Genomic DNA, 22712 nt, shown 5'->3' with positions numbered 1-22712 from the left:
TTATGAACACCTTTCCTCGGGCTTTTCTCTCGTTTTCGTCCTTCATCCGCATTATGAACCACCATCCCATTCACAAATCCCATTCCAAGGAAACATTAATTGTGTTTTGTTGTTTGATACCAGTTCATTGCTTTTGCTTCTATTTCTTTAACGAAATGGTCCTTACCATTAATATAAGATTCCACATCATACGGAAATTGTTGTGCCAGCTTCTCTTTTAGTTCCCCATAATTCTTTTTTATGTCTGGATGATTTCGCAGATAATCCCGAAAAGCTAAATGGCGATTTATTTCAGGACTTCCAACCTGATATATGTGTACATGATGGCTACGATTGTCTTCACCTTTTTGAAAGTATCTTCGACCAGGTATTCCATTTTCCCCTTTGCATTTGTATCCAATCTTCTCCATCTCATCATTGTATGAATCAACAATATATATATCATAAACAACTGGCATAATGTCTATTATTGGTTTAGCCTTTAACCATTGAACAGATGTACTGCCAATGTGATATATGTCTACAATTTCTTCCCCAAAAATTTGTTTAAGTTTTTCTGCTTCTTCCGCAAACATTAGAACCCATTTTTCATTATACGAACACACTTCAACCTTTCTCAAAATGTTACCCTCCTACCTATCAATCCTTCCCAATTATTACATAACTTCAATAAACGGATTTTCTTTTCCTCCATATTTTTGGCAATTGATATTGGGTCAGTAAAACCTTTTGAAATAAAACGACCTGAATATTTTAACCTATGTCTCTTATAAGATGGAGACTATCATAAAAATAGATTAGACTATTTGGTTCCCTTAATTAATTATTTAAGAAAATGGATTCTGCTTTTTTAATAATCCTTAATTGTTGCCAAAAAAAAAGCTGCCAAAAATGGAAGCCTTTGTTTAAATATAACTCAGTGTTTATTTGTCATTATCTAATTCTTTATGAAGAATTGATTGTTTATTCTCATTGACACCATACTTTTTTTCGATCAGCTGACCAACCACTGACTTGTTTATACCAGCTTTGACTCCAGCTGAAATGACAATGTACAGTAGAAATAGACCAACAATCAAGAAAATAATATTAAACACTAGAACGATACTAGAAGCTCCTATATTTGCTAACATATTCTCCCCTCCACCTCCATGTTAGCCTATATTTACTATCCATGAACAAAATAATTTGAAAATTTTGGTACAACTTAATGATCTCTTAGTTTTACGAAAATTACAGTTGTTGGACTACGTCCTCTTTACTATTGAACCCTTTCCCTTATAAAAATTAAATGAACCTTCACTTTAGGCAGACTGAGTTGCTCGATATAATTCAATGAATTGTAAAACACTTTGTGATCCTTTAAATGTTTAAATTAGAAAACCGCCAATTGTATCCAGTTTCAATGGCGGCGGTTTTCTTTATTTGTATAAACAGAGATATAACAATAATCAAGGACAAACAAATTCTTGAATTACGTTTCTAAGTTAAGCCTGAGAGGTAATGGGATGTTTGAAATACTTAGGAAATTTAATATTGCCGGTATTCCTCACAAAAAGGACATTTTCCCCCATAGTTTTTTCCTTATGAACGCCATCAATGCCAGGGGAAAAATGGAATTCTACTTTCGATGTAGTCTCCGCACTCAATTGGTTTATTATTTCCTGCAAATTGACTTGATCACTAGAGATCACATCATAAAGATGAAGTATTTTGCCATCAATCTTGTAAACTACGATAACCCTTTCCTGTTCTAGATAATACATATCCTCTGCGAAGACGTTTATTGCATAAAACATAAACAGTTCTTCTGCCTCTCTTGTTCCGAAATGACATATAGGTTGCCTTCTTTTCATGCATTCGTAAATAAAATCTAAATCTCGTATTTTAGGAGGAGGAATGTTCCCTTTAGGCTTCACATCTATGCTATAAAGTGTCTCATCCATCCGCTCAAAACCAAATTTCGGATAAAAGTCAAGAACTGTCTCATTAGCAAAAAGATACATCAAATCAATATCCTTATAATCACTAAGCACTTTTTCCATAAGCTGTCTTGAAAGTCCACGGCTCTTGTATTTTTCGTCGGTCATGACAGTACCAAGTTGAATGGCTGGAACTGTTTGTCCGTCTATAACCAATTGAAGGATGTTAACAGAAACATTGGCAATAACTTTTCCTTTTTCAACAAACGAGTATGGAACATATTTATCTGTCCAGTAACCCAATTGATACCAATCCTCAAATTTGATCCCAAAGGTTTTCTTAGCAAGTTCATTAAAGCTAGCTCTTAGTACTGCATTTTCTTTATACCCTTTTATAAAATCCATTGCCGCTCTCCCGTCTGATACTAAATGAGATGAATTCAACTAGGATGTTAAACCATTATGTTTCAATATTCATATTCTTCTAATCTAGCATCAGACGTTTTGAAAGTCTAGGCGGCGGTTCTATGTTCCCTTGCCATTGCCGGTCTGGTTAATGAAAAGACAGCACATAGTAAAGCGATAATAACAATAACACTTCCAAACCATGCCGTACTTGAAACGCTGCCTGTTTGGTTTAACACGATTCCACCAATGGCCGATCCTAGCGAAATACCAATTTGCAATGCTGAATTATTAAAACTTTGCTGGATATCCGAAGTTGCAGGATCCGTTTGAATCAAATAACTCTGTTGCGGTGGAGCAAGACTCCAGCTTAGTGCCCCCCAAACCATCATGACTGGAATAAATAAGACAAGTGAGAAAGTCGTTAATGGTAATAAACATAAGACAATTGCAAACGCACTGATGACAATGATAATGCTTTTAGGAGCTCCAATCCAATCTGAAAGTGTTCCTCCAAATGCACCGCCAGCTACAGCGGCAATTCCAAAAATAAAATAACAAATACTAATCCAGTTGGAATTCAACTGAAGATTTGTTTCTAAAAACGGAGTGAAGTAAGCATAAAGTGTATAATGTCCTGCCAGCATAAACATGGTTGCTAGATGCGCACTGCCAAGTTTTGCACTGGCAACTGCTTTTAACTGCTGGGAAAGCGGAATCGTTTTTTCCCCGGGAATACGTTCCAAAAATAGTGTAATCAATACCATTGATCCAATTGATAATACAGCGATTCCAAGGAAAATGATACGCCATCCGAATGTATTCGAAATTAAGATACCTAATGGAACACCAAGCACAAGTGATGAACTTATCCCCATATAGATAAGTCCAAGCGCCTTTGCTCGGTGAGCAGGAGTGACAATTTTCGCAGCAATCGTTAAAGAAAGTACGACGATAAGTGCTGTACTTGTAGCAGTCAATACCCTTGCAATCATCATAAAGGTAAAATTAGGACTGAAATATGTCATTACATTCCCAAGGAAAAAGATAAATAAAGATGAAAGGTACAGTTTCTTCCGTTCGATTTTGCTTGTTATTACAAGTAATACAGGTCCGGCAATAGCATATATAAGTGCAAACACAGTAATCAGCTGTCCGGCAGCGCTTAATGAAATCTTGAAATCGTCAGCGATTGTAGGCAAAATTCCGCCTACAACTAATTCTACCAACCCCACTGCGACAGTTGATAAGGCTAAAATAAAAACTTTCAAATTCATATTCTTTTTTCATCCTTTCTTATAAACTTTAAAAGAAATAGGCTTGAAGGGCCCTTTTTAGAAAACATAAAAAATCCTGATTACAAAAAATGATTCATTCATTTTCTGTAATCAGGATTTTTAAGGTTCCTGGTAGAGACCCCCAAGCCATATTCTTGAGGTTATACAGGTAATATTAATTTATTTTTGATCACTTTTTACATGTTACTACGCATTAATTTATTTTTCAAGCAAAAAACTTTTTTAACACAAATTTTAGGACAAACACTGCTTTCATTATTCAAAATTAAGCACGGATAGATTCTTCCAAAGCAAGGATCATCTTTTATTCAATTTTTTGATCCTCGGATTCATCTTTGCGTTTTTAAGATCAATCTAAACATCCTTTGTCGCGTTATGTGTACAATTTCTAAGTCACCTAGTTAAGTGGTTAGCCTTTTTAGCCGTTGGAGCAAAAAAATTGCAGGAGTCATCTATATCAGTCTTGGTCTAAAAGTCGACCGTAAAAAGAAAATTATTGCAATAAGGCTGTCCAATGATGCATGGACAGCCTCTTACATTTAATCTAAATTCAAACTATTGTGTCATATTTATCTCAGAATCATTATGAGTTGCTTTTCTTTTCTTTATTATCCAAGAATAAAGAATAGCTGCAATAAGGACAAAGCCTAGATATCCTGTTAACGGATACACTGTACTGACTAGCGTAATAAAACCGATAAAGCTGGCACCGAAAGCAGCAATCCCAAATATACTTACATACAAATTGAACTGATTACTTTCTCTTTTTACAAATCTAGCTGTAAATGCATACAGCATACCAACCGCCGTATTATAAATCATCCCCAACAATACGATAAACATTACTATACCAAAGACTGGTGAAATTTCATTGGCTAGAGCCAGAATCGGCATTTCTGATCCTTCAATCACATCAATTTTTACGAGCATAGATAGATTCATAAGTATAATAAGAAGACCTAGTCCAAGTCCGCCTAAGATTCCACCTAAACCTGCCTGCTTTTCATTTTTTGTTGTTCCTCCCATGACTGTCAGCATCGCAGCGCCCGCAGCAATATTATAGGAAACATAGAGAAGTGCCCCCATAAACCAATTGGATACAGCAGGAGTTTGTGCTTTTGCCAATTGCTGTACTTGACTAAACTCAATATCCATTGTTGCGAATGAATACCCTCCTAAAATGATGACCATCAAAAGTAAAAATGGTGTCACGATACCGATAATGGAGATGACTTTTTGGATATTCAGACAGACCGTAGCAATAGTTAAAATAGTCATAATAAAACTGCCAACAATATGTGGAATGCCAAACTGTTCTTCAAAAATGGAACCTGAGCCTGCGAGCATAACCACCGCTACACCAAAAAGGAAAAACGAAATAATGAAATCGACTGCCAGTCCTAAATATCGTCCACAAATAAAGTAAATAACCTCTTTATGGGAATTAGTTTGTAAACGGCTCCCAAGCTGTGTTAAACTCATGCCCAGAAAAGCAAATAATACAGTAGCAATGACAGCACCAAAAACTCCCATCCACCCAAAGCTCGTAAAAAACTGTAGAATTTCCTGACCGGACGCAAAGCCTGCACCAACGATAACTCCTATAAATGCACCTGCAATCTGGATACTCTTTTTCATGCACACCCTCCTTTTGTTTGAATATTAAGATAATTTATGGTAAAAGGATAGAGAGTATGCTTCTCTATCCTCCATTTCTATATTAAGAATATGTCTTTTCATAAACTGTAAATTTCTTGATCGTTTCCAAATTGGGTGCATAACCGATTCCGGGCTTCTCTGGGACTGTAATCATTCCGTTTTCAACTTCAACTGCTGGATCAATCAAATCTTCTTCCCAATATCTTGAGGAAGCTGCTGTATCTCCTGGCATAACAAAGTTTGAAAGAGTTGTTAGAGCAATATTATGAGCACGTCCAATCCCCGCTTCGAGCATGCCTCCACACCATACTGGTATATGATGTTCTAGACAAAGATCATGAATTCTCTTCGCCTCTGTTAACCCGCCAACTCTGCCAATTTTTATGTTGATAATTTTGCAGCTTCCTAATTCTATCGCTTTTCTGGCATCTTCATACGAATGAATACTTTCATCTAAACATATCGGTGTATTGATTTCTTTTTGTAAGATAGCATGATCAATAATATCATCTGATGCTAACGGCTGCTCGATCATCATGAGATTAAATTCATCCAGCTGTTTGAGTAAAGAGATGTCCTTTAGACGGTATGCTGAGTTGGCGTCTGCCATCAGTGGAATATTTGGAAAGTGCTTTCTGACCTCTCTCATCACCTCCACATCCCATCCTGGCTTAATCTTTACTTTCATTCGCTTATACCCTTCATTTACATATTCTTCAATGAGACGAAGCAGGTCTTCGATTGTATTTTGAATGCCGATGCTAATTCCAACCTCGATTTGGTTTGCCGATCCACCGAGTGCTTTAGCAAGTGGAATTCCCTTTTGTTTTGCATATAAATCCCAGATAGCTCCTTCAATTGTGGACTTAGCCATATTATTTTTCCTGATGTAAGATAGTACTTCTGAAACATCGTCAGGGTGTTCGATTTCTTTCTTTAATAGATTGGGAATAATAAAGTCTTCTAACATATGCCAATTTGTTTTTAACGTTTCTTCATTATACCAAGGGGAATGAAAGGCTACAGATTCACCCCATCCACTCAGTCCCGTTTCATCCCTCGCTTCCAGTAAAAGAAATTCTTTATCCTGGAATGTTCCAAAGCTTGTAGTAAACGGGGATTTCATTTTCATTTTCATCTGACGTAAAACAACTTCTGTCACTTTCATCATCATATCCACCTTTATCTATTATTTAATATCCAGTCTGTTTTTTGGAACCATTACATAATGATGTACAGGTTTCTCTTTCTCTTTCAAAAAGCTAACCAACGCATAATCTTTAGCAAATAATGATTGCAGCACTTTTCTTATCGATAGGCGCCAGTTCAAAGCGAGCTGATAATTCTTCTTTTTTATTATTTGAAAGTTTGCTGGAATAGGGACGAGGATTGGTTCGTCATTATTTTCAGGAATTAAATCAAGATCTTCATATGGCAAGAATTCTGGTAAACTTTCTTCTGTCATTCGCCATTGAAATGGACAGTGCATCTTTTCAAAATTAATCACGTACGGTTCTTTGACATGTGAACTAGAAATCCACCATTCTACTTTTAAACGATCTGATGGAAGCCCGTTGTTCAAGCTATCCTCCATTTCTCCGTAACAATTTTCAACATATGTGGAACAGATCGCACGTAATTTAGCAAGATTTAAATAAGCATTTCTGCTTTCAAGCGGATCAAAGGTCCAAGTAATTAAGTCATATCCAAGTTCGGCTGCAAATTGTTTTTGTTTCGCTTTTAAGAGTGCACCAATCCCTTTATCTCGATGCTTTGGATCAATGCCAAGCATGTGCGAACATAAATATCCTTTACCACTTTGAAAACCCGCAAAACCGTAATTGAAACCGATCAGCTCTTGATGTAGAAAGGCACCAAGTAACAAACCGCCATTTTGGGAGGCTGTAATCGTTTGATGAACGGGAAGTGGATCCATATTCCAAATCTCGCGCTCCAATTTTTGTATAAGATACATGTCAGCTGATGTTTTTAAAATTCTAATCTCAATTTCTGAATTCATCATTACTCCTCCTTTCGACTTTCTTCTAACGTGTATACCAGCGTTTTTGCCAGTATTTCTATTCCATCGCATATGGCATTTTTATTAAATGTCATTTTGGGATGGTGGAGGCCGGGTTGTAAATCACAGCCCAATCCGAGCATGGTTGCTTTTATATACGGCTTCTTTAAGGTGTAAAAATGGAAGTCCTCACCACCACTTGAAATGATCGGGGGCGTCAAATGCTCTTTCCCTAGTACCTCAATGATGGCTTTTTCCATAAAACCAGCTGCTTCTTGATTAACGATAGCTGCAGCAACGTTTGCTCCTGTTTTTAATGTAATTTTCACACCATATAATTTAGATAAGGATTCTGTTATAGTTGAAATTTTTTCAGCCAATTGATTGATTACTTCATTCGTTTGCGCACGTAAATCTAAGCTGAATACTGCTTTACCAGGGATAATGTTCCCTGAGTCACCTCCAGCATGAAACTTCGTCATTTTTGCTGAGTGAGGAATCATTGGATCTAAATGAATATTTTTTATTTCGTGAATGAGTGAAGCCCCTATTTCTATCGCATTCTGCCCAAGATGAGGACGTGCCCCATGTGCATCTTCTCCAATAATTTCTCCTGTCAAAAATCTTGCAGCTCCATGATATATAGCAGCAGACGCATACCCATTTTGAATCTCTTGAATCGGTCTAAGATGGACACTATATAAATAATCCACGTCATCTATTAGACCTAAGTCGATCATCTTTAAGGCTCCAGTGCCTTTTTCTTCAGCTGGCTGAAAGATAAATTTCAGTTTCCCATTAGAAGGAAAGCCCATTTTTTGAAGAAGAAGCAAAGCTCCCACGCCCATAGTCATATGTGCATCATGTCCACATGAATGAATCGCCTGAAATTGTCCATCCACCTCCTGCCAAAGGGCATCCATATCTGCCCTTAATCCCACACAAGGACTGCCTTCTCCAACTTCAACCACTAGTCCTGGACAATCTGCGAATGTCTGTACTTGAAAGCCTTTATTTTCTAAAAGACCTTTTAAGTACTCCGTTGTTTTATATTCATTCCAACTAAGTTCAGGATTCTTATGTAAGTGAGAAAATATATCATTGATTATCGGCTTTAACTGTTCTACATGGTCTTTCAATCTAGCTTCCTCCTATCTATCTGAAAAGTGATCTCCATCTAGTTTTTTCATAGTATTCCTTCTTTTTTCAAAACACTTCTATACCCTATATTGCCAATTGCCTCGAAATCACTTAAGTGATCCATTAAATACGTACCAGTCCTTTGCAGGAACTATATCAGCCAAATGAAGTCACTTTGAATGATTTCTTCCTTATTTTATCATTCTATCTCAAAAGAGAAGTTTGTACTTTATTACCAAACAACATGAAGTTGTTACTTCATTTATAAAAATCTAACACATTTCCAACGTTAATACAATGATAATTCTGAAAATTATTGTCATTACGAAGAAATAAGACAGATGGCTTATTAACACCCTTCTGTCTTATTTTTTAAGTTAGCAACGAGTGACTTGCTCATCATTCAAAACGATCTATTGCTCAAAGATGTTATTTAAAGTTCCTTTCTTCATTTCGAGATTAAAGTGACCGCCTATAAACTGGAACATCTGCCCATTCCCCATGTCTTTTCCATTTATCCATTATTCATTTAGTAACAACATATTCATTATTTTTAGAGACATAAAACCTTGTCCCAATCCTAAACATAATAAAGGACAAGCGAACTGACGATAAAACCTAAGGAACTATCTTCTAAGGGGTGCTTGTGTTCAAATTTTTAAACATAAGACTCCTTCATCCATCGTTTTGTTACTTCGACCATCTCTGGACTAATATCAGCTGCTACAACAATCGCCACTAAATAAATGTATCATTGTTCACGTGTCATAATCGTATAAAGCTGATTGTATGCTACTTTTACAATATTATTAAAAAACTAATATTTTTTTTCTAAAAGAAATATCAAATGATCTTTCACTTTATCCCACTCAGTATCTAGGATGCTGTAATAAACATTGTCATGGATGGTCCCGTCTTTTTTTACTCTATGTTTACGAAATGTTCCTTCTTTAATGGCACCTAATCGTTCAATTGCTTTCTGGGAGCGTATATTTAGACCGCTAACAGAAAACTGGACACGATAAACCTTTAATACTTCAAAACAATATTGCAGCATGAGTAATTTACTTTCCGTATTTACCGGTGACCTCCACAACTCAGGCGTAATCCAAGTCCAGCCGATTTCAACATTTCGATTTACTATGTCTATATCTCCAATTCGTGTAGAACCTACTATTTTTCCTGTTGCTTTACTTTTAATTATAAAAGGGATCTGGGTTCCTTCTTTTTTATTATGAATAGCTGTAGAAATGATTTCATTCATATCCTCGATTGAATGAACTTCCCTCCAGGTATATTTCCAAACCTCAGGATTTTTTAAAGCTTCAAATAATTCTTCATTATGAACTATTTCCAATGGAATAAGGCTTATTGTATTCCCATGTAAGATTACATCCGTATCAATAACCATTTGTAAACCCCCCTCAAAAAATATTTAGGATAATTTCATTTCATATTCAACAGAAACTCTTTAAATCCTTCCATCCGTTCATTCCATACTAATGAATATTCCTTCTACTCAATTTATTTAAATCACAAAAATTTACATTTAAATAAAAAAGGGCTTACCAAAATACTCCAGTTATGTTATAGTTGATTACACAAGTAATCAACTAACCAACAACATTTGAAAAGAAGGAGAGAAATGTGAAATCTACTTTTGATGATTCAAAACCAATTTTTCAGCAAATTGCGGATATGATTGCTGATGATATCGTTGATGGACAGTTAAATGAAGGAGATCAAATTGTTTCTACAACTGAGCTTTCAAAGTTCTATCAGATCAATCGAGCAACTGCACAAAAAGGTTTAGCAATTCTAGTTGATGCTGGCCTTGTATTCAAGCAAAGGGGTGTTGGAATGTTTGTCGCAGATGGAGCCAAAAAGACGTTGCTTGCAAAGCGTAAACAGGATTTTTATAAGCAGTTTGTTCAGCCCATGTTAGATGAAGCAAAGCGGATTCATTTAACGGAAGAGGAGATTATTCATTTTATAAAGGAGGATACCAATGATTAATATAAAAGACTTATCGTTTTCATATGGCCAAACAATCGCACTGAAAGATGTCAATTTACTTGAGGAAGAACCAATCATTGTCGGCTTATGGGGCAGAAATGGTGCAGGGAAAACAACGTTAATGAAATTGCTTTCCGGACAAGAAAAGCCTGATACAGGCCAAATACTCATAAAAAATCTTTCACCTTATAATAATAGCGACGGCATGAAATATATTAGTTATTTGCAAGAAAATCACCCCTTTTCTGAGTTTTGGAACGTGAACGATGCACTTCGGTTCGCTTCGTATTTTAATGAGAACTGGGATCAAGATTTAGCAGAAGAGCTCGTTGAAAGGTTCGAATTGCCAAGAAGGAAAAAAATAAAAAGCTTTTCCAAAGGGATGCAGACAATGACAACGATGGTGATTGGATTAGCATGTAAATCACCCATTACGATTATGGATGAACCAACAAATGGCCTCGATGCATATATGAGAAAGGTTTTTTACGATGCCCTGCTTGATACGCATGAAGAACATCCGCGTTTATTTATTTTATCGTCCCACCATATTGATGAAATTGAACCGATTTGTGAAAAAATTGCTATTGTCGATAAGCAAACGATTACCCTATATGATGAGACAGAAAAGATGAAGTTGCTTGGAATCATATTAACTGGTGATGCATCTTCAATCGAACCTCTGACTGCTCGAAGCAGAATCTTAGATCAGCGCAAATTAGGCAATCAGATGAGCATCATGTTAGATGAACCGTATAATAATGAATGGATTTCAAGGGCAGCCCAATTGAATATCAATATTGAGAAGGCACCTCTACAAGACTATCTTGTTAATATTACAAAGAGGAATAAGGAGGCAAAACGTTAATGAATACATTTAATGGACCATTTCGTGTCATTTTCGAAGATTTGCGTATCCAATTTTATATTTTGACTGGGGCCACCTTGGTCCTATCCATTGTCTATCTTATTATAGGCAAGATATTGTCATCCCACGATACGTTTACAATTGGCGCAAGCTTTGGACCTTACTATAGCTTGTATATATACTACCCTTTCTTAGCTTATACAAAAGCATATAAATACACACTTTCTTTAGGCGGTACAAGAAAACAGTTTTTACTCAGCACCATTGCTAACATTGGATTATTTCTACTAATGACCACATTCATCTTAAATTTTTTCTATTACCTTACTGATTATTTATCTAATCAGGGGATTATTTCGACTTCATTAATTCATATGGGTGATTTAGTTAAAGGAGCTAGTCCCCTACTCTATCCTTGGATTGATTTATTATGGGGGCTCATTCTTTTCGGCATCGGATTATTTGTTAGCAGCTTCTGGTTCTACTTTGGTACAGTACGAACAATGGTCGGTGCAACATTGATTCTCGTCCTTGCCATCTCCTATATAGCTTTAGGGGACATTATCCCATTCATTGAATTCGTTAATAACGAGCATCTTGCTTTTGTTCATATTCTAGCTGGTATCTCTTGTCTTCTGATTGTCCTATCCTATTTCATAATGAGAAACGGTCCACTTGAAAGATGCACAAAACTAAATTTTAGTATTTAAATTAAACAAAAAAAGAAAAGGCATCCTATGATGTCTTTTCTTTTTGCTTACTGCGAACTCCTAAATATCCATTTCCAGTACAACTGGGCAGTGATCGCTCCCCATGACTTCACTGTGAATTTCAGCCGCATGTATCGAATTCTTTAATCGTTCTGAAACGATGAAATAATCAATCCGCCAGCCAATATTCCTTTCTCTTACTTTCATCATATAGGACCACCAAGTATAAGCACCTTCAGCATCAGGATAAACATATCTGAAAGAATCAACAAAACCAGAATTCAGTAGTGTCGTCATTTTCCCCCGTTCTTCTGTTGTAAATCCAGAATTACCATGATTAGATTTTGCATTTTTTAAATCTATTTCATTATGAGCGACATTTAAATCCCCGCAATATACAACTGGTTTTAATTGATCAAGCTCTTGAAGATATGTTCGAAGCTCTTCTTCCCATTCCAATCGATAAGAGAGTCGTGCTAGATCCCTCTGCGAATTCGGTGTATACACATTAACTAGGTAAAAATCTTCAAACTCAAGCGTAATAATTCTGCCTTCATTTTCACTCTCATTTTCCCCTACTCCATACTTAACAGAAATTGGTTTTTTCTTCGTAAAAACAGCCGTTCCTGAATACCCTTTTTTTAAAGCATAATTCCAAAATTGATGATACCCTTCTAAATTCAAATCAATCTGTCCTTCTTGCAGTTTCGACTCTTGTATACAGAAAATATCTGCATCAACTTCATTAAAATAATCTAAAAAGCCCTTCTTCACACAGGCTCTAAGTCCATTAACATTCCAAGAAACAAATTTCATTGTTGAATTACTCCTTATAAATAATCTATTAAAATACTAGATTAACATGGATTTCACTTTCATGCATACAATTGAAAGCTGCATGAAATTCAGCAGTAAAATGCGAGAATTTTTTTCAAACATCGTTTATAGTTAAAAGAAAAGGAGGAATTGACATGGCAGAACATCAATTTCATTTACAAGCTCATTGGCCGGGCTTGCGCAATGATGTTGGTCATATTGAAACAGGACAATTACAAACAAAGGTTTCCATCCCACCTGACATGGATGGACCAGGAGTAGGAACCAATCCAGATGAAATGTTGCTTGGTGCCGCTGCAACATGTTACATCATTACGTTAGCTGCGATGATGGAGCGGAGTAAACTGGAAAAAGCCGATTTAAGGATGGATTCGGTGGGTATTGTCGATGTGACTAAAGGGATTATTACCTATAAAAAAATCATTCACCGGCCAGTCATTGTTCTTAATACAAATGCAACAGATGAGGATTCCGACCTTGCATTGAAACTTGCGAAAAAAGCTGAAACTTCATGTATGATTTCACGTGCTTTAAAAGGGAATGTGGAAATTGAATTGGAAGTTTCTATTTTGAAAAATTAATTACCCGTATATATTTTAATTTGAGCCATTATTGACGATGATTCCCTATGTTTTTGATAAACTGGTCACCTTTTCTAATGCTACGGCTAGTTTGCAGCAATCGATCTCACCTAAACACGTATTTTCATTAGACAAACATCATTTTGAATTCTAAACAATATGCTAACTGTATAACATCATTGGTGGTGATTTTATGGCAGTGGTAGCTCATAAAGAAGCTGATATTGATTTATTGGCAAGATTGCTTCGTGCTGAGGCCGAAGGCGAAGGAGTCCAAGGAATGATGCTTGTCGGTGCTGTTGGCATTAATAGAATTCGAGCAAATTGTTCGGATTTTAAAGGATTAAGGACGATCCCAGATATGGTCTATCAGCCGCATGCCTTTGAAGCTGTACAAAAAGGATATTTCTATCAAAGAGCACGTGAAAGTGAAAGACGGTTGGCACGGCGGGCGGTACGTGGAGAAAGACCATGGCCTGCAAAATATTCTTTATGGTATTTCCGTCCTCCAGGGGAATGTCCACCCACTTGGTACAACCAGCCATTCGTTGATCGATTTAAACTGCATTGTTTCTACGAGCCATTAGCAGTTGAATGTGAAAATGTCTATAATACGTTTTAATATCTTTGCTTATTCCGTAAGACGGGGTAAGCTTTTTTTATTTTATGTGTATTGGATGCGAAAAACGGTTATAAGTATGAAAAGCGTACATAAACGCAAACTACTTATAGGATTGAATAGAAAGGAGCTTATCATGCAGAAAGGAAATTTCCAGTTAACCTTACAAACATCCAGCCTTGTTCTTGGCTTTATGGTCTGGGTCATACTCTCTTCTTTAATGCCTTACATTTCTGCAGATATTACACTCACAGCCAACCAAATGACCCTAGTAACAGCAACACCTGTTATTCTAGGATCACTCCTGCGAATACCCATTGGATTCTGGACGAACAGATATGGCGCTAGAATAATCTTTACGATTAGCTTTATCATTCTTATTTTGCCCATCATTATAATTAGCTTAGCAAATTCATTTTTCATGTTGATTCTTGGCGGTTTACTCGTAGGGATTGGAGGAGCCGTTTTCTCCGTCGGGGTTACATCTCTTCCTAAATATTATCCAAAGGAAAAGCACGGCTTCGTTAATGGTATTTATGGGGCAGGTAATATTGGGACCGCGCTAACATCATTTTTAGCACCCGTTCTTGCTGACTCATTTGGATGGAGATTAACAATTCAATTTTATATCATCTTATTAATTTTAGTCGCACTATTAAACTTTACTCTTGGCGACCGCAAAGAGAAAAAAGTACACGCTATTTTTTCGCAGCAATTTAAAAGTGTATATAAAAATCCAAAGCTTTGGCTGCTTAGCCTATTTTATTTCATTACATTTGGATCATTTGTTGCGTTTACCATTTACCTTCCTAACTTTCTTGTTAACCATTTTGGATTAGAGAAAGTGGATGCAGGCTTCCGAACAGCAGGATTTATCGCACTTGCAACCATTCTCCGTCCTATTGGTGGGTGGCTAGGGGACAAGTTTAATTCGTTTTTAATATTAGTTGTTGTCTTTTCAGGCCTGACATTTGCAGGATTTTTATTATCCTTTACACCTTCCCTTCCCATATACACGGTTGGCTGCTTAGCAGTAGCTATTTGTGCTGGTATAGGAAATGGAGTTATTTTCAAGCTTGTCCCTCTCTATTTTTCAAAGCAAGCTGGTATTGTCAATGGGATCGTATCTGCAATGGGGGGACTAGGAGGCTTCTTCCCTCCAATCATACTAACCATTTTACACAATTGGACCGGGCACTATGCCATTGGGTTCATGTCCCTGTCTGAATTTGCACTGGCAAGCACAATTCTCGTTGTATGGCTTTATTACCAAGACAAATTGACTCTTGCCAATCAAATTGTAGAAAGCACTGGTCAAGGAATTATGGTCACTGATTTAAATGGTGTGATTCAGCAGGTTAATCCAGCTTTTTCAAAAATGACTGGCTTTACATTGGATGAGGCAGTAGGAAAAACACCAAATATCTTGCATTCTGGTAAGCATGATAAGGAATTTTACAAAAATATGTGGAAAGAAATTGATGAATATGGATATTGGCAAGGTGAAATATGGAACAAACGAAAAAATGGCGAAATCTATCTTGAATGGCTGACTATCAGTACACTTAAAGACGATTCTGGCCATCCCAAAAAGCATGTGGCTATGTTTAGTGATATAACAAAACAATGACAATGCTTGATAAATCTGAGATGTTGCAAGATAAATGGTAAGAACCGCTAGATAAATTTTTAAGTTGCTAGATAACTCTTAATCCATGCCCGATAAAGACCTAAAAGCACTAGCTAACTTATAAATTGCATAAAAAATAATCACTTTCCAATTTGGAAAGTGATTATTTTTTATGGGCGGCTGTTTTTATATCCGTCACGTGCCCGATATTGCTGTGGGGCACGAGCGGGATAACGGCCAGGAAAACTAAACATATGGATCAGCTGTGTAAAAGGAATGGCTGCAAATAAGATGAAAGAAGATAACACATGTAATTGGAACAATAATGGAACCGCAGTCATCAGTTCATACTCGGGCTGAAGAGTGAATAAGCTACGAAACCATGGTCCTATCGTTACCCGATATTCATAAGCTACAACCGTCGTATTATAAACAAGTGTCATATACGTACCCAAACCAGCAACAACAATCAGCCAAATAACTGTAAAGTAGTCAGCAAAGGAAGCATGAACCTTTACTCTCGGATTGGAAAACTTCCGGATTAACAGAATTATCAAACCAATGACAACCATAAGGCCAGCAATACCGCCGCCTGCAATTGCTCCAATATGGTATAAATGATCAGTCACACCTATTGACTCGTAAAATTCAATCGGTATTAAAACTCCCATTACATGTCCAATAAAAGCAAAGAGAATTCCCCAATGAAAAAGTAATGAACCGATTCTTAACCACTTTTTTTCAAAAATCTCTGTAGAAGGTGCATGCCAGCTCGTACCGCGAATGACAAAGCGATAAACGGAAGCAACGACTAATATGGTACCGACAATATAAGGAAAAACCCCCCACCAAAAAAATCCCATGTCTGTCCTCCTTAGTAGTTTTCATTTGTATGAATAAAATCAATGGAAATAATTAAAGCGGTTCTTTTCAAAATGTAAACCAGTAATTAACGATAAATCATTGGGTAAGGCAGTTCGTCTAAATCAGCTTCCTCTCGTTCGTTAACTAACCGGGAAATTTCTTCAGAACTCGGCACTTCAAAAATATGAGTCATTAAAGCATCAAAAATTTGATAATAAGGATTGTTCTTTGAAATATGGGTAAAGATTCGATGGATTGCATAGGCAAGTCTCCGTTTTAGATGATGAATTTCCTCATTTTCAGGAGCTACAGCAAGCAGCTCCATTAGCATGGGAATATAGTCCGTCAATTCGATTCCTACCTTTTCAAATCCCATATCTGCAATTAATTTCTGCAAGCGAATTAACGCGTCCCCGCGCCTTCTGCTATCACCTAATTCTTGGGCAGTTAAATACAAGCCTGTTTTCTCTTTATAATCAAAGGTTTCTACATAAAGTTCTTGTAAATCCTTTAATTCTAGTGAAAAAAGTGGCATTAATCTCTGAGACATTTCTGAGTGCAACTCTTCAGAAGTGATGGATTTTCTTAAGTATGCATCCAGGTTTGAACATTCCCTATAAAACGTTTGATCAGGATAATCCAAAAAGCGAGAAGTTACAACGAGCAGTTCTGCTATTTCATCCTTCATCCAAGATCACTTCTTTCATACGGATACGTAACCATGCCTTCAGCCGGCGCTAACCCTTCAATACTGCAAGCACCTTGACGATAATGTAAGTTATCATCCATCTCACGTCTTCCTGTCGGAATGACAAACCGTTCATTGTATTTAGCTACTCCTAAAAGCCGTGCCATATCTTCTAATTCTTCCATTGTAGTCCCAGCCTCTTGAAGCAGCTTGCTGGTTTTCATTTCATCCATGCCTCCGACTGTTTTTGCTCGCATATGAACGCGCATCGCAGCCATCTTTAGCAGAACCCTGCGGATGACACTTGTATCATCAGCCGATAATAACGAAGCTAAATATTCCATTGGAATCCTCATATCATCTACCGCAGGAATATAGCCATCCATACTTAAATCCTGCTCATTTGTAATATGATTCATTATTGGACTTAGCGGAGGAACATACCAAACCATTGGCAGTGTACGGTATTCAGGATGAAGAGGCAATGCAATTTTCCACTTCATTGCCATTTTATAAATTGGTGAATCCTGCGCACTTTTGATCCAACTCTCATTTATGCCAGCTTCACGTGCTTTTTCAATTACTTCTGGATCATTAGGATCAAGGAAGACAGACAGCTGTGCTTCATATAAATCCTTAGGATCTTCAACAGATGCAGCTTCCTTTACACGATCCGCATCATATAGCACAACACCTATATAACGAATCCGTCCGACACATGTTTCGGAACATACCGTAGGAAGTCCAGCTTCCGTTCGTGGGTAACAGAAATTACATTTCTCCGCTTTATGTGTATTCCAATTGTAGTACACCTTATGATATGGACATCCGTTCATACAAAAGCGCCAGCCACGACAGGCTTCTTGGTCAACAAGGACAATCCCGTCTTCATCTCTTTTATATAGTGCTCCAGATGGGCAAGAGGCAACACAAGATGGGTTCAAGCAATGCTCGCATATTCGCGGTAAATACATCATGAATGTTTTCTCATACTCCATTGCAATGTGCTCTTGGAGCTTTTGCACATTTGGATCCATTGGAACAATTTCACTGCCTCCAGCTAGGTCATCATCCCAGTTTGAGCCCCACTCTGGCTTATCAATAAACTTACCAGTAATCATCGACTTAGGACGCGCCACAGGTAAGTTTTCTTTTTTGGGAGCTTTATGAAGATGCTCAAAGTCATATGTCCATGGTTCGTAGAAATCATCGATCGTTGCCATATTAGGATTGTAGAATATATTTGCAAGCTTCGATACAGGTCCGCCTGCGCGTAAATGCAATTTCCCATTTCTTAACGTCCAGCCGCCTTTATAGCGGTCTGTATTTTCCCATTCCTTCGGGTAGCCTGGGCCTGGGCGAGTTTCCACATTGTTATACCAGACATATTCCATACCAGGTCGGTTTGTCCACGTATTTTTGCACGTCACTGAACAAGTATGACAGCCAATACATTTATCCAGGTGCATCACCATCGCTACTTGAGCTTTAATTCTCAAGCCAATCGACCTCCTTCAATGGACGGATTACGGTCATTGTGTCTCTATTGCTTCCTGTAGGTCCATAATAGTTGAATCCATAACTTAGCTGTGAATATCCGCCTATCATATGTGTCGCCTTAGGATTAATTCTTGTCACACTATTATGGGTGCCTCCGCGTTTTTTGTTAATGGAGTTACCAGGAACCCCCATCGTTCGATCCTGCGCATGATACATGTAGGCCACACCTCGTGGAAGACGGTAAGTTAGGATTGCCCTTGCAGCAACAACTCCATTTCGGTTATAAACCTCAATCCAATCATTGTCTTTAATCCCTGCAGAAGCAGCGTCCTTCTCATTAAGCCAGACAACTTGCCATCCACGGAATAGCTGGACCATTTGATTTGTATCGGTGAACATCGTATGAATGCCCCATTTCTGGTGTGGGGTCATATAGCGGAGTGTTAATGATTTACCTTTGTTTTCCACTTCCTTTTCCCCTTTTAAAAATGGCGACAAATTCACAGGAGGCAAATATAATGGGAGTCCTTCACCATAATCAAGCATTACTTCATGATCAAGGTAAAAGCTTTGCCTTCCTGTAAGTGTATGCCAAGGGATATTGTATTCCTTGTTCACTGTAAACGGAGAATAGCGCCGATTATCATTTTCTAACCCGCTCCAAACCGGAGTTGAAATCGTCTGCCGCGGCTGAACACTTAAAGCATCTAATGTATAATCTTCCTCTTCACGCGCTTCAGATATATGACCTAGCTTTTTCCCTGTTTTTTCTTCCATAGACTTCCAGCCCTCAACTGCTCTTTTCCCATTTGTTGCACCTGACATAAGGAGAATAGCGTTAATGGCTTGTTTATCAGAATAGAGATCTGGATGCCCTTTGCCAACACCTTCACGCTTTGACACACCAAGACGACTGAGCAACTCCTGGTATGCCTTCTCTCCATTCACCTTTACACCTTTTGTCCCATAGCCATTGCGGATATTTGGACCGACTGTTGTCCACATGTTGTATACATTCGGATAATCTCGTTTGACGATATTCAAGTTTGACATCGTTTTACCAGGGATCGCTTCTACTTCCCCATTTCGCCAATCTTTCACTTTCCCCATCGGCTGTGCCACTTCATTAACCGTATCATGGGCTAATGGAGACATCACTAAATCTTCCTGTGCAGGGAGATGCTCTTTAGCAAGTTCAGTAAATTCCTTGGCAATTTCTCTAAATGCATCCCAATCGCTTTTGGTTTCCCAAGGCGGTGAAATTGCAGCATTAAATGGATGAACAAACGGATGGAGGTCTGTTGTACTAATATCGAATTTCTCGTACCAAGTTGCTGCTGGCAAAATAATATCGGAAAACAGTCCAGAGCTTGTCATTCGAAAATCCATTGCTATAAATAGATCGGTTTTTCCTTCAGGTGGTTTTTCATCAATATTTATCTTTTCTGGCTGCCAAGAATTTTCGGTATCTGTAAGGACTGAATCATCTGAACCAATTAAATGCTTAACAAAATATTCATGCCCTTTCCCGCTATCACCTAGCAGATTTGAACGCCAGTTAAAGAAAATATGAGGGAAATTTCGTGGGTCATTTGGATTCTCAATTGCATAATTTATTTTCCCATCTGAAATCTGTTTTGCGACATCTTGGATAATCGCTTGCTCATCTTCTTTATATTTTTCTCGCGCTTCCTTCATTACATCAAGTGAATTCTGTGTCCACTGCGGAAAACTCGGGAGCCAGCCTAACCTTGCAGACATCGCATTGAAATCGGCTGGGTGCATTCTGCTGTATTTGCTGCCCCACTCACTCTTCTCTCCGTTTGCCATATATTCATACCTAAACTGTTCAGTTGCAAAATAGAAAAATGACGTCCCATTCATAAATCTTGGTGACTTTACCCAATCATTGGCAAATGCAATTTGGGAAAACCCTTCAATTGGCCGCACCTTCTCTTGCCCAACATAATGGGCCCACCCGCCGCCATTCACACCTTGTGAACCTGTTAATAAAATCAAATTTAGAATAGAGCGATAAATTTGGTCACTATGATACCAGTGATTCGTACCACCACCCATGGCAATCATTGATTTTCCATTTGTCTGCTCTGCATTTGCGGCAAATTCTCTTGCAACTTGAATGACATGTTCCTTCTTGACACCTGTAATGCTTTCTTGCCAACCAGGCGTATACGGTTTGTTTGGATCGTTATAATCTAACGGATAATCGCCTTCTAGCCCACGATTCACACCCGTATGTGCCATCATTAAATCATAAACAGTTGTAACAGTAACCTCATTGCCTGATTGATCAGTAATCACCTTCACTGGTACTCCGCGGCCAACCTTTCCACCTTCTTTTTCTGCAAAATAAGGAAAATCAACCAAGACAACCTTATCCGAATCCTTAAAGAAACTAAGCTTCGGATTGATTTCCTGACCGTCCTCACTCTTCAAATCGAGATTCCACTTATTACCATTATCCCAGCGGAAGCCTTGACTTCCTGTAGGAATAACCATTTGATTCGTCTTTTCATCCCAAACAACTGTTTTCCATTCACCAAGCTCCTGATTTGTTTTAATATCAGAGGCTCTTAAGAAACGGTCTGATCGAAACTCCCCATTCTTCTTATCTAAAATCACGAGGAAAGGAAGATCCGTATATTGCTTTGCATAATCAAGAAAATACGGTGTTTCTTTATCAACATAAAATTCTTTTAAAATAACATGAGTCATCGCCATGGCAAGCGCCCCATCCGTACCAGGCTTTGCTGGCAGCCAGATATCGGCGAATTTATCATATTCAGCATAGTCTGGGCTTACTCCGACAACTTTCGTACCATTGTAGCGGGATTCCACCATAAAATGTGCATCAGGGGTTCTCGTTTGCGGGATATTAGTCCCCCAAATAATAAAATATTTTGTATTATACCAATCTCCGCTTTCCGGAACATCCGTTTGATCTCCCCATACTTGTGGAGACGCAGGCGGCAAATCAGCATACCAATCATAGAAACTGAGTATAGTCCCGCCAATTAAAGATAGGAATCTTGTCCCACCCGAATAACTAATCATCGACATCGCAGGAATCGGACTAAATCCCACAATCCGGTCTGGCCCATATTTTTTGATCGTATAAATGGTAGACGCAGCAATTAATTGACAGAGCTCCTTCCAGCTCCCTCTAACAAAACCGCCTTTTCCTCGCGCCTTAACATATTTGTTTCGCTTGTCAGGATTTGTAACAATATTCTCCCATGCCTTGACAGGATTATCCGCTGTTTTCAACTCCGCTTTCCACAATTCATAAAGATCCCCACGGACATATGGATGCTTCACTCGAGTCGGACTATACGTATACCAGGAAAAGCTTGCTCCCCTTGGACATCCTCTGGGTTCATAATCTGGGAAGTTTTCACCAGTGGAAGGGTAGTCTGTTTGCTGAGTTTCGTATGCAATAATTCCATCCTTGACATGTATTCTCCAGCTGCAAGAGCCTGTGCAGTTCACTCCATGTGTGGAACGGACGATTTTATCGTACTGCCAGCGCCTTCTATAGAGATCTTCTGAGTTACGAGGACGAGGGCTTTCTTCCGTCCAGCCATCATTAATTCGTTCTCCGCGCTTCAAATGCCTGAGTGCCTGTATGAGCTTATTTTGTCTTTGCTCCATCTATGCCTTCTCCTCCTTTTAAGTGATCTCTTAGTGGATTAAATTCTTCTCCAAGAATGCGAAATGAGTCTTTACTAGCTAGTAATTCCTCTTCAAAAACTGCCCAATTCGCAGCATTGGCTGCGGCAAGAATCAATCGCTGCAATGTGCTATATTCATTTATTTCATATATTTTCTCTATGATTTCGCCAGACAGGGTTCCGAATCTCATACGTAATACTGCTATTAGGTCTTCTCGATCACCTACAAGTAATGCATCTGTTTCGAATGAAAACACGCTACC

General features: G+C 38.0%; 21 protein-coding genes and 1 riboswitch. Of the genes, 6 read left to right on the top strand and 15 right to left on the bottom strand.

What is annotated here, in order from left to right:
* Window positions 1-95: 95 nt before the first annotated feature.
* The 9 genes from ASU02_RS07875 to ASU02_RS07835 form a co-directional block, all read right to left on the bottom strand.
* Complete coding sequence (locus ASU02_RS07875; RefSeq protein WP_082631724.1) at window positions 96-620, bottom strand: GrpB family protein; 525 nt, start codon at window positions 618-620, stop codon at window positions 96-98.
* A 303-nt stretch (window positions 621-923) separates the two neighbouring features.
* Window positions 924-1133 carry a hypothetical protein gene (locus ASU02_RS07870; RefSeq protein ID WP_057762749.1) on the bottom strand — a complete coding sequence of 70 codons (210 nt, stop codon included), beginning with the start codon at window positions 1131-1133 and terminating at the stop codon, window positions 924-926.
* A 354-nt stretch (window positions 1134-1487) separates the two neighbouring features.
* Window positions 1488-2327 carry a GNAT family N-acetyltransferase gene (locus ASU02_RS07865; RefSeq protein WP_057762747.1) on the bottom strand — a complete coding sequence of 280 codons (840 nt, stop codon included), beginning with the start codon at window positions 2325-2327 and terminating at the stop codon, window positions 1488-1490.
* A gap of 107 nt (window positions 2328-2434) precedes the next feature.
* Window positions 2435-3604, bottom strand: a complete 1170-nt coding sequence (locus ASU02_RS07860) for an MFS transporter (protein WP_057762744.1) — start codon at window positions 3602-3604, stop codon at window positions 2435-2437.
* Between the two features lie 88 nt (window positions 3605-3692).
* Window positions 3693-3793: riboswitch (purine riboswitch) on the bottom strand.
* A gap of 387 nt (window positions 3794-4180) precedes the next feature.
* Window positions 4181-5263 carry a YkvI family membrane protein gene (locus ASU02_RS07855; protein ID WP_057762741.1) on the bottom strand — a complete coding sequence of 361 codons (1083 nt, stop codon included), beginning with the start codon at window positions 5261-5263 and terminating at the stop codon, window positions 4181-4183.
* An 82-nt stretch (window positions 5264-5345) separates the two neighbouring features.
* Window positions 5346-6452: an o-succinylbenzoate synthase gene (menC, locus tag ASU02_RS07850; protein ID WP_057762739.1), complete on the bottom strand. Its 1107-nt coding sequence runs from the start codon at window positions 6450-6452 to the stop codon at window positions 5346-5348.
* Window positions 6453-6473: 21 nt separating this feature from the next.
* On the bottom strand, window positions 6474-7304 hold the full coding sequence (locus ASU02_RS07845; RefSeq protein ID WP_095396695.1) for a GNAT family N-acetyltransferase: 831 nt from the start codon (window positions 7302-7304) through the stop codon (window positions 6474-6476).
* A gap of 2 nt (window positions 7305-7306) precedes the next feature.
* The gene (locus ASU02_RS07840; protein WP_057762732.1) at window positions 7307-8443 is read right to left on the bottom strand and encodes a M20 peptidase aminoacylase family protein; all 1137 of its coding nucleotides are present in this window, start codon (window positions 8441-8443) and stop codon (window positions 7307-7309) included.
* A gap of 818 nt (window positions 8444-9261) precedes the next feature.
* Window positions 9262-9855 (bottom strand): GNAT family N-acetyltransferase, encoded by a 594-nt coding sequence (locus tag ASU02_RS07835; RefSeq protein ID WP_057762729.1) that lies wholly within the window; start codon window positions 9853-9855, stop codon window positions 9262-9264.
* A gap of 236 nt (window positions 9856-10091) precedes the next feature.
* On the opposite strand from ASU02_RS07835, the gene ASU02_RS07830 reads away from it, so the two are divergent.
* Genes ASU02_RS07830 through ASU02_RS07820 form a run of 3 tightly spaced genes read left to right on the top strand, consistent with a single transcriptional unit; the run spans window position 10092 to window position 12038 of the window.
* Window positions 10092-10460: a GntR family transcriptional regulator gene (locus tag ASU02_RS07830; protein ID WP_057762727.1), complete on the top strand. Its 369-nt coding sequence runs from the start codon at window positions 10092-10094 to the stop codon at window positions 10458-10460.
* Entirely contained in the window at window positions 10453-11328 is an 876-nt protein-coding gene (locus ASU02_RS07825) for an ATP-binding cassette domain-containing protein (protein WP_057762724.1), read from the top strand. Before ASU02_RS07830 ends, ASU02_RS07825 begins: the two co-directional genes overlap by 8 nt.
* Window positions 11328-12038, top strand: a complete 711-nt coding sequence (locus tag ASU02_RS07820) for a hypothetical protein (RefSeq protein ID WP_057762720.1) — start codon at window positions 11328-11330, stop codon at window positions 12036-12038. The genes ASU02_RS07825 and ASU02_RS07820 overlap by 1 nt, the downstream gene beginning before the upstream one ends.
* 60 nt (window positions 12039-12098) lie before the next feature.
* Here the strand turns inward: ASU02_RS07820 and ASU02_RS07815 are convergent, their stop codons facing one another.
* Window positions 12099-12854 carry an exodeoxyribonuclease III gene (locus ASU02_RS07815; RefSeq protein ID WP_057762716.1) on the bottom strand — a complete coding sequence of 252 codons (756 nt, stop codon included), beginning with the start codon at window positions 12852-12854 and terminating at the stop codon, window positions 12099-12101.
* Window positions 12855-13009: 155 nt separating this feature from the next.
* Between ASU02_RS07815 and ASU02_RS07810 the strand changes: the two genes are divergently transcribed.
* The 3 genes from ASU02_RS07810 to ASU02_RS07800 all read left to right on the top strand — a co-directional run bounded on the left by ASU02_RS07810 (window position 13010) and on the right by ASU02_RS07800 (window position 15705).
* The gene (locus ASU02_RS07810; RefSeq protein ID WP_057762713.1) at window positions 13010-13456 is read left to right on the top strand and encodes an OsmC family protein; all 447 of its coding nucleotides are present in this window, start codon (window positions 13010-13012) and stop codon (window positions 13454-13456) included.
* A gap of 193 nt (window positions 13457-13649) precedes the next feature.
* The gene (locus ASU02_RS07805; RefSeq protein ID WP_057762710.1) at window positions 13650-14078 is read left to right on the top strand and encodes a cell wall hydrolase; all 429 of its coding nucleotides are present in this window, start codon (window positions 13650-13652) and stop codon (window positions 14076-14078) included.
* Between the two features lie 133 nt (window positions 14079-14211).
* Complete coding sequence (locus tag ASU02_RS07800; protein ID WP_057762707.1) at window positions 14212-15705, top strand: nitrate/nitrite transporter; 1494 nt, start codon at window positions 14212-14214, stop codon at window positions 15703-15705.
* Between the two features lie 170 nt (window positions 15706-15875).
* Here ASU02_RS07800 and narI read toward each other — a convergent pair whose 3' ends face one another.
* From narI to ASU02_RS07775, 5 genes are all read right to left on the bottom strand, one after another.
* On the bottom strand, window positions 15876-16568 hold the full coding sequence (gene narI / locus ASU02_RS07795) for a respiratory nitrate reductase subunit gamma (protein WP_057762704.1): 693 nt from the start codon (window positions 16566-16568) through the stop codon (window positions 15876-15878).
* Window positions 16569-16654: 86 nt separating this feature from the next.
* A complete protein-coding gene (gene narJ, locus ASU02_RS07790) occupies window positions 16655-17257 on the bottom strand; it encodes a nitrate reductase molybdenum cofactor assembly chaperone (RefSeq protein ID WP_057762701.1) in 603 nt (200 codons plus the stop codon).
* Complete coding sequence (gene narH / locus ASU02_RS07785; RefSeq protein WP_057762698.1) at window positions 17254-18756, bottom strand: nitrate reductase subunit beta; 1503 nt, start codon at window positions 18754-18756, stop codon at window positions 17254-17256. The genes narJ and narH overlap by 4 nt, the downstream gene beginning before the upstream one ends.
* Complete coding sequence (locus ASU02_RS07780; protein WP_057762696.1) at window positions 18746-22429, bottom strand: nitrate reductase subunit alpha; 3684 nt, start codon at window positions 22427-22429, stop codon at window positions 18746-18748. The genes narH and ASU02_RS07780 overlap by 11 nt, the downstream gene beginning before the upstream one ends.
* The gene (locus ASU02_RS07775) at window positions 22410-22706 is read right to left on the bottom strand and encodes a hypothetical protein (RefSeq protein ID WP_057762693.1); all 297 of its coding nucleotides are present in this window, start codon (window positions 22704-22706) and stop codon (window positions 22410-22412) included. Before ASU02_RS07775 ends, ASU02_RS07780 begins: the two co-directional genes overlap by 20 nt.
* Between the last annotated feature and the right edge of the window lie 6 nt (window positions 22707-22712).

Origin of the sequence: Cytobacillus praedii (genome assembly GCF_001439605.1) — a bacterium.
Lineage (GTDB): Bacteria > Bacillota > Bacilli > Bacillales > Cytobacillaceae > Cytobacillus > Cytobacillus praedii.
Note: the sequence above shows the minus strand (reverse complement) of the source record. Positions and strands in the feature narration are given on the sequence as shown.

Bases quoted from the DNA above. Each gene is read 5' to 3' on its own strand.
- ASU02_RS07870 (WP_057762749.1), bottom strand. From the start codon at position 1,133: ATGTTAGCAAATATAGGAGCTTCTAGTATCGTTCTAGTGTTTAATATT.
- ASU02_RS07865 (WP_057762747.1), bottom strand. From the start codon at position 2,327: ATGGATTTTATAAAAGGGTATAAAGAAAATGCAGTACTAAGAGCTAGC.
- ASU02_RS07860 (WP_057762744.1), bottom strand. From the start codon at position 3,604: ATGAATTTGAAAGTTTTTATTTTAGCCTTATCAACTGTCGCAGTGGGG.
- ASU02_RS07855 (WP_057762741.1), bottom strand. From the start codon at position 5,263: ATGAAAAAGAGTATCCAGATTGCAGGTGCATTTATAGGAGTTATCGTT.
- menC (WP_057762739.1), bottom strand. From the start codon at position 6,452: ATGAAAGTGACAGAAGTTGTTTTACGTCAGATGAAAATGAAAATGAAA.
- ASU02_RS07845 (WP_095396695.1), bottom strand. From the start codon at position 7,304: ATGAATTCAGAAATTGAGATTAGAATTTTAAAAACATCAGCTGACATG.
- ASU02_RS07835 (WP_057762729.1), bottom strand. From the start codon at position 9,855: ATGGTTATTGATACGGATGTAATCTTACATGGGAATACAATAAGCCTT.
- ASU02_RS07825 (WP_057762724.1), top strand. From the start codon at position 10,453: ATGATTAATATAAAAGACTTATCGTTTTCATATGGCCAAACAATCGCA.
- ASU02_RS07820 (WP_057762720.1), top strand. From the start codon at position 11,328: ATGAATACATTTAATGGACCATTTCGTGTCATTTTCGAAGATTTGCGT.
- ASU02_RS07815 (WP_057762716.1), bottom strand. From the start codon at position 12,854: ATGAAATTTGTTTCTTGGAATGTTAATGGACTTAGAGCCTGTGTGAAG.
- ASU02_RS07810 (WP_057762713.1), top strand. From the start codon at position 13,010: ATGGCAGAACATCAATTTCATTTACAAGCTCATTGGCCGGGCTTGCGC.
- ASU02_RS07805 (WP_057762710.1), top strand. From the start codon at position 13,650: ATGGCAGTGGTAGCTCATAAAGAAGCTGATATTGATTTATTGGCAAGA.
- ASU02_RS07800 (WP_057762707.1), top strand. From the start codon at position 14,212: ATGCAGAAAGGAAATTTCCAGTTAACCTTACAAACATCCAGCCTTGTT.
- narI (WP_057762704.1), bottom strand. From the start codon at position 16,568: ATGGGATTTTTTTGGTGGGGGGTTTTTCCTTATATTGTCGGTACCATA.
- narJ (WP_057762701.1), bottom strand. From the start codon at position 17,257: ATGAAGGATGAAATAGCAGAACTGCTCGTTGTAACTTCTCGCTTTTTG.
- ASU02_RS07780 (WP_057762696.1), bottom strand. From the start codon at position 22,429: ATGGAGCAAAGACAAAATAAGCTCATACAGGCACTCAGGCATTTGAAG.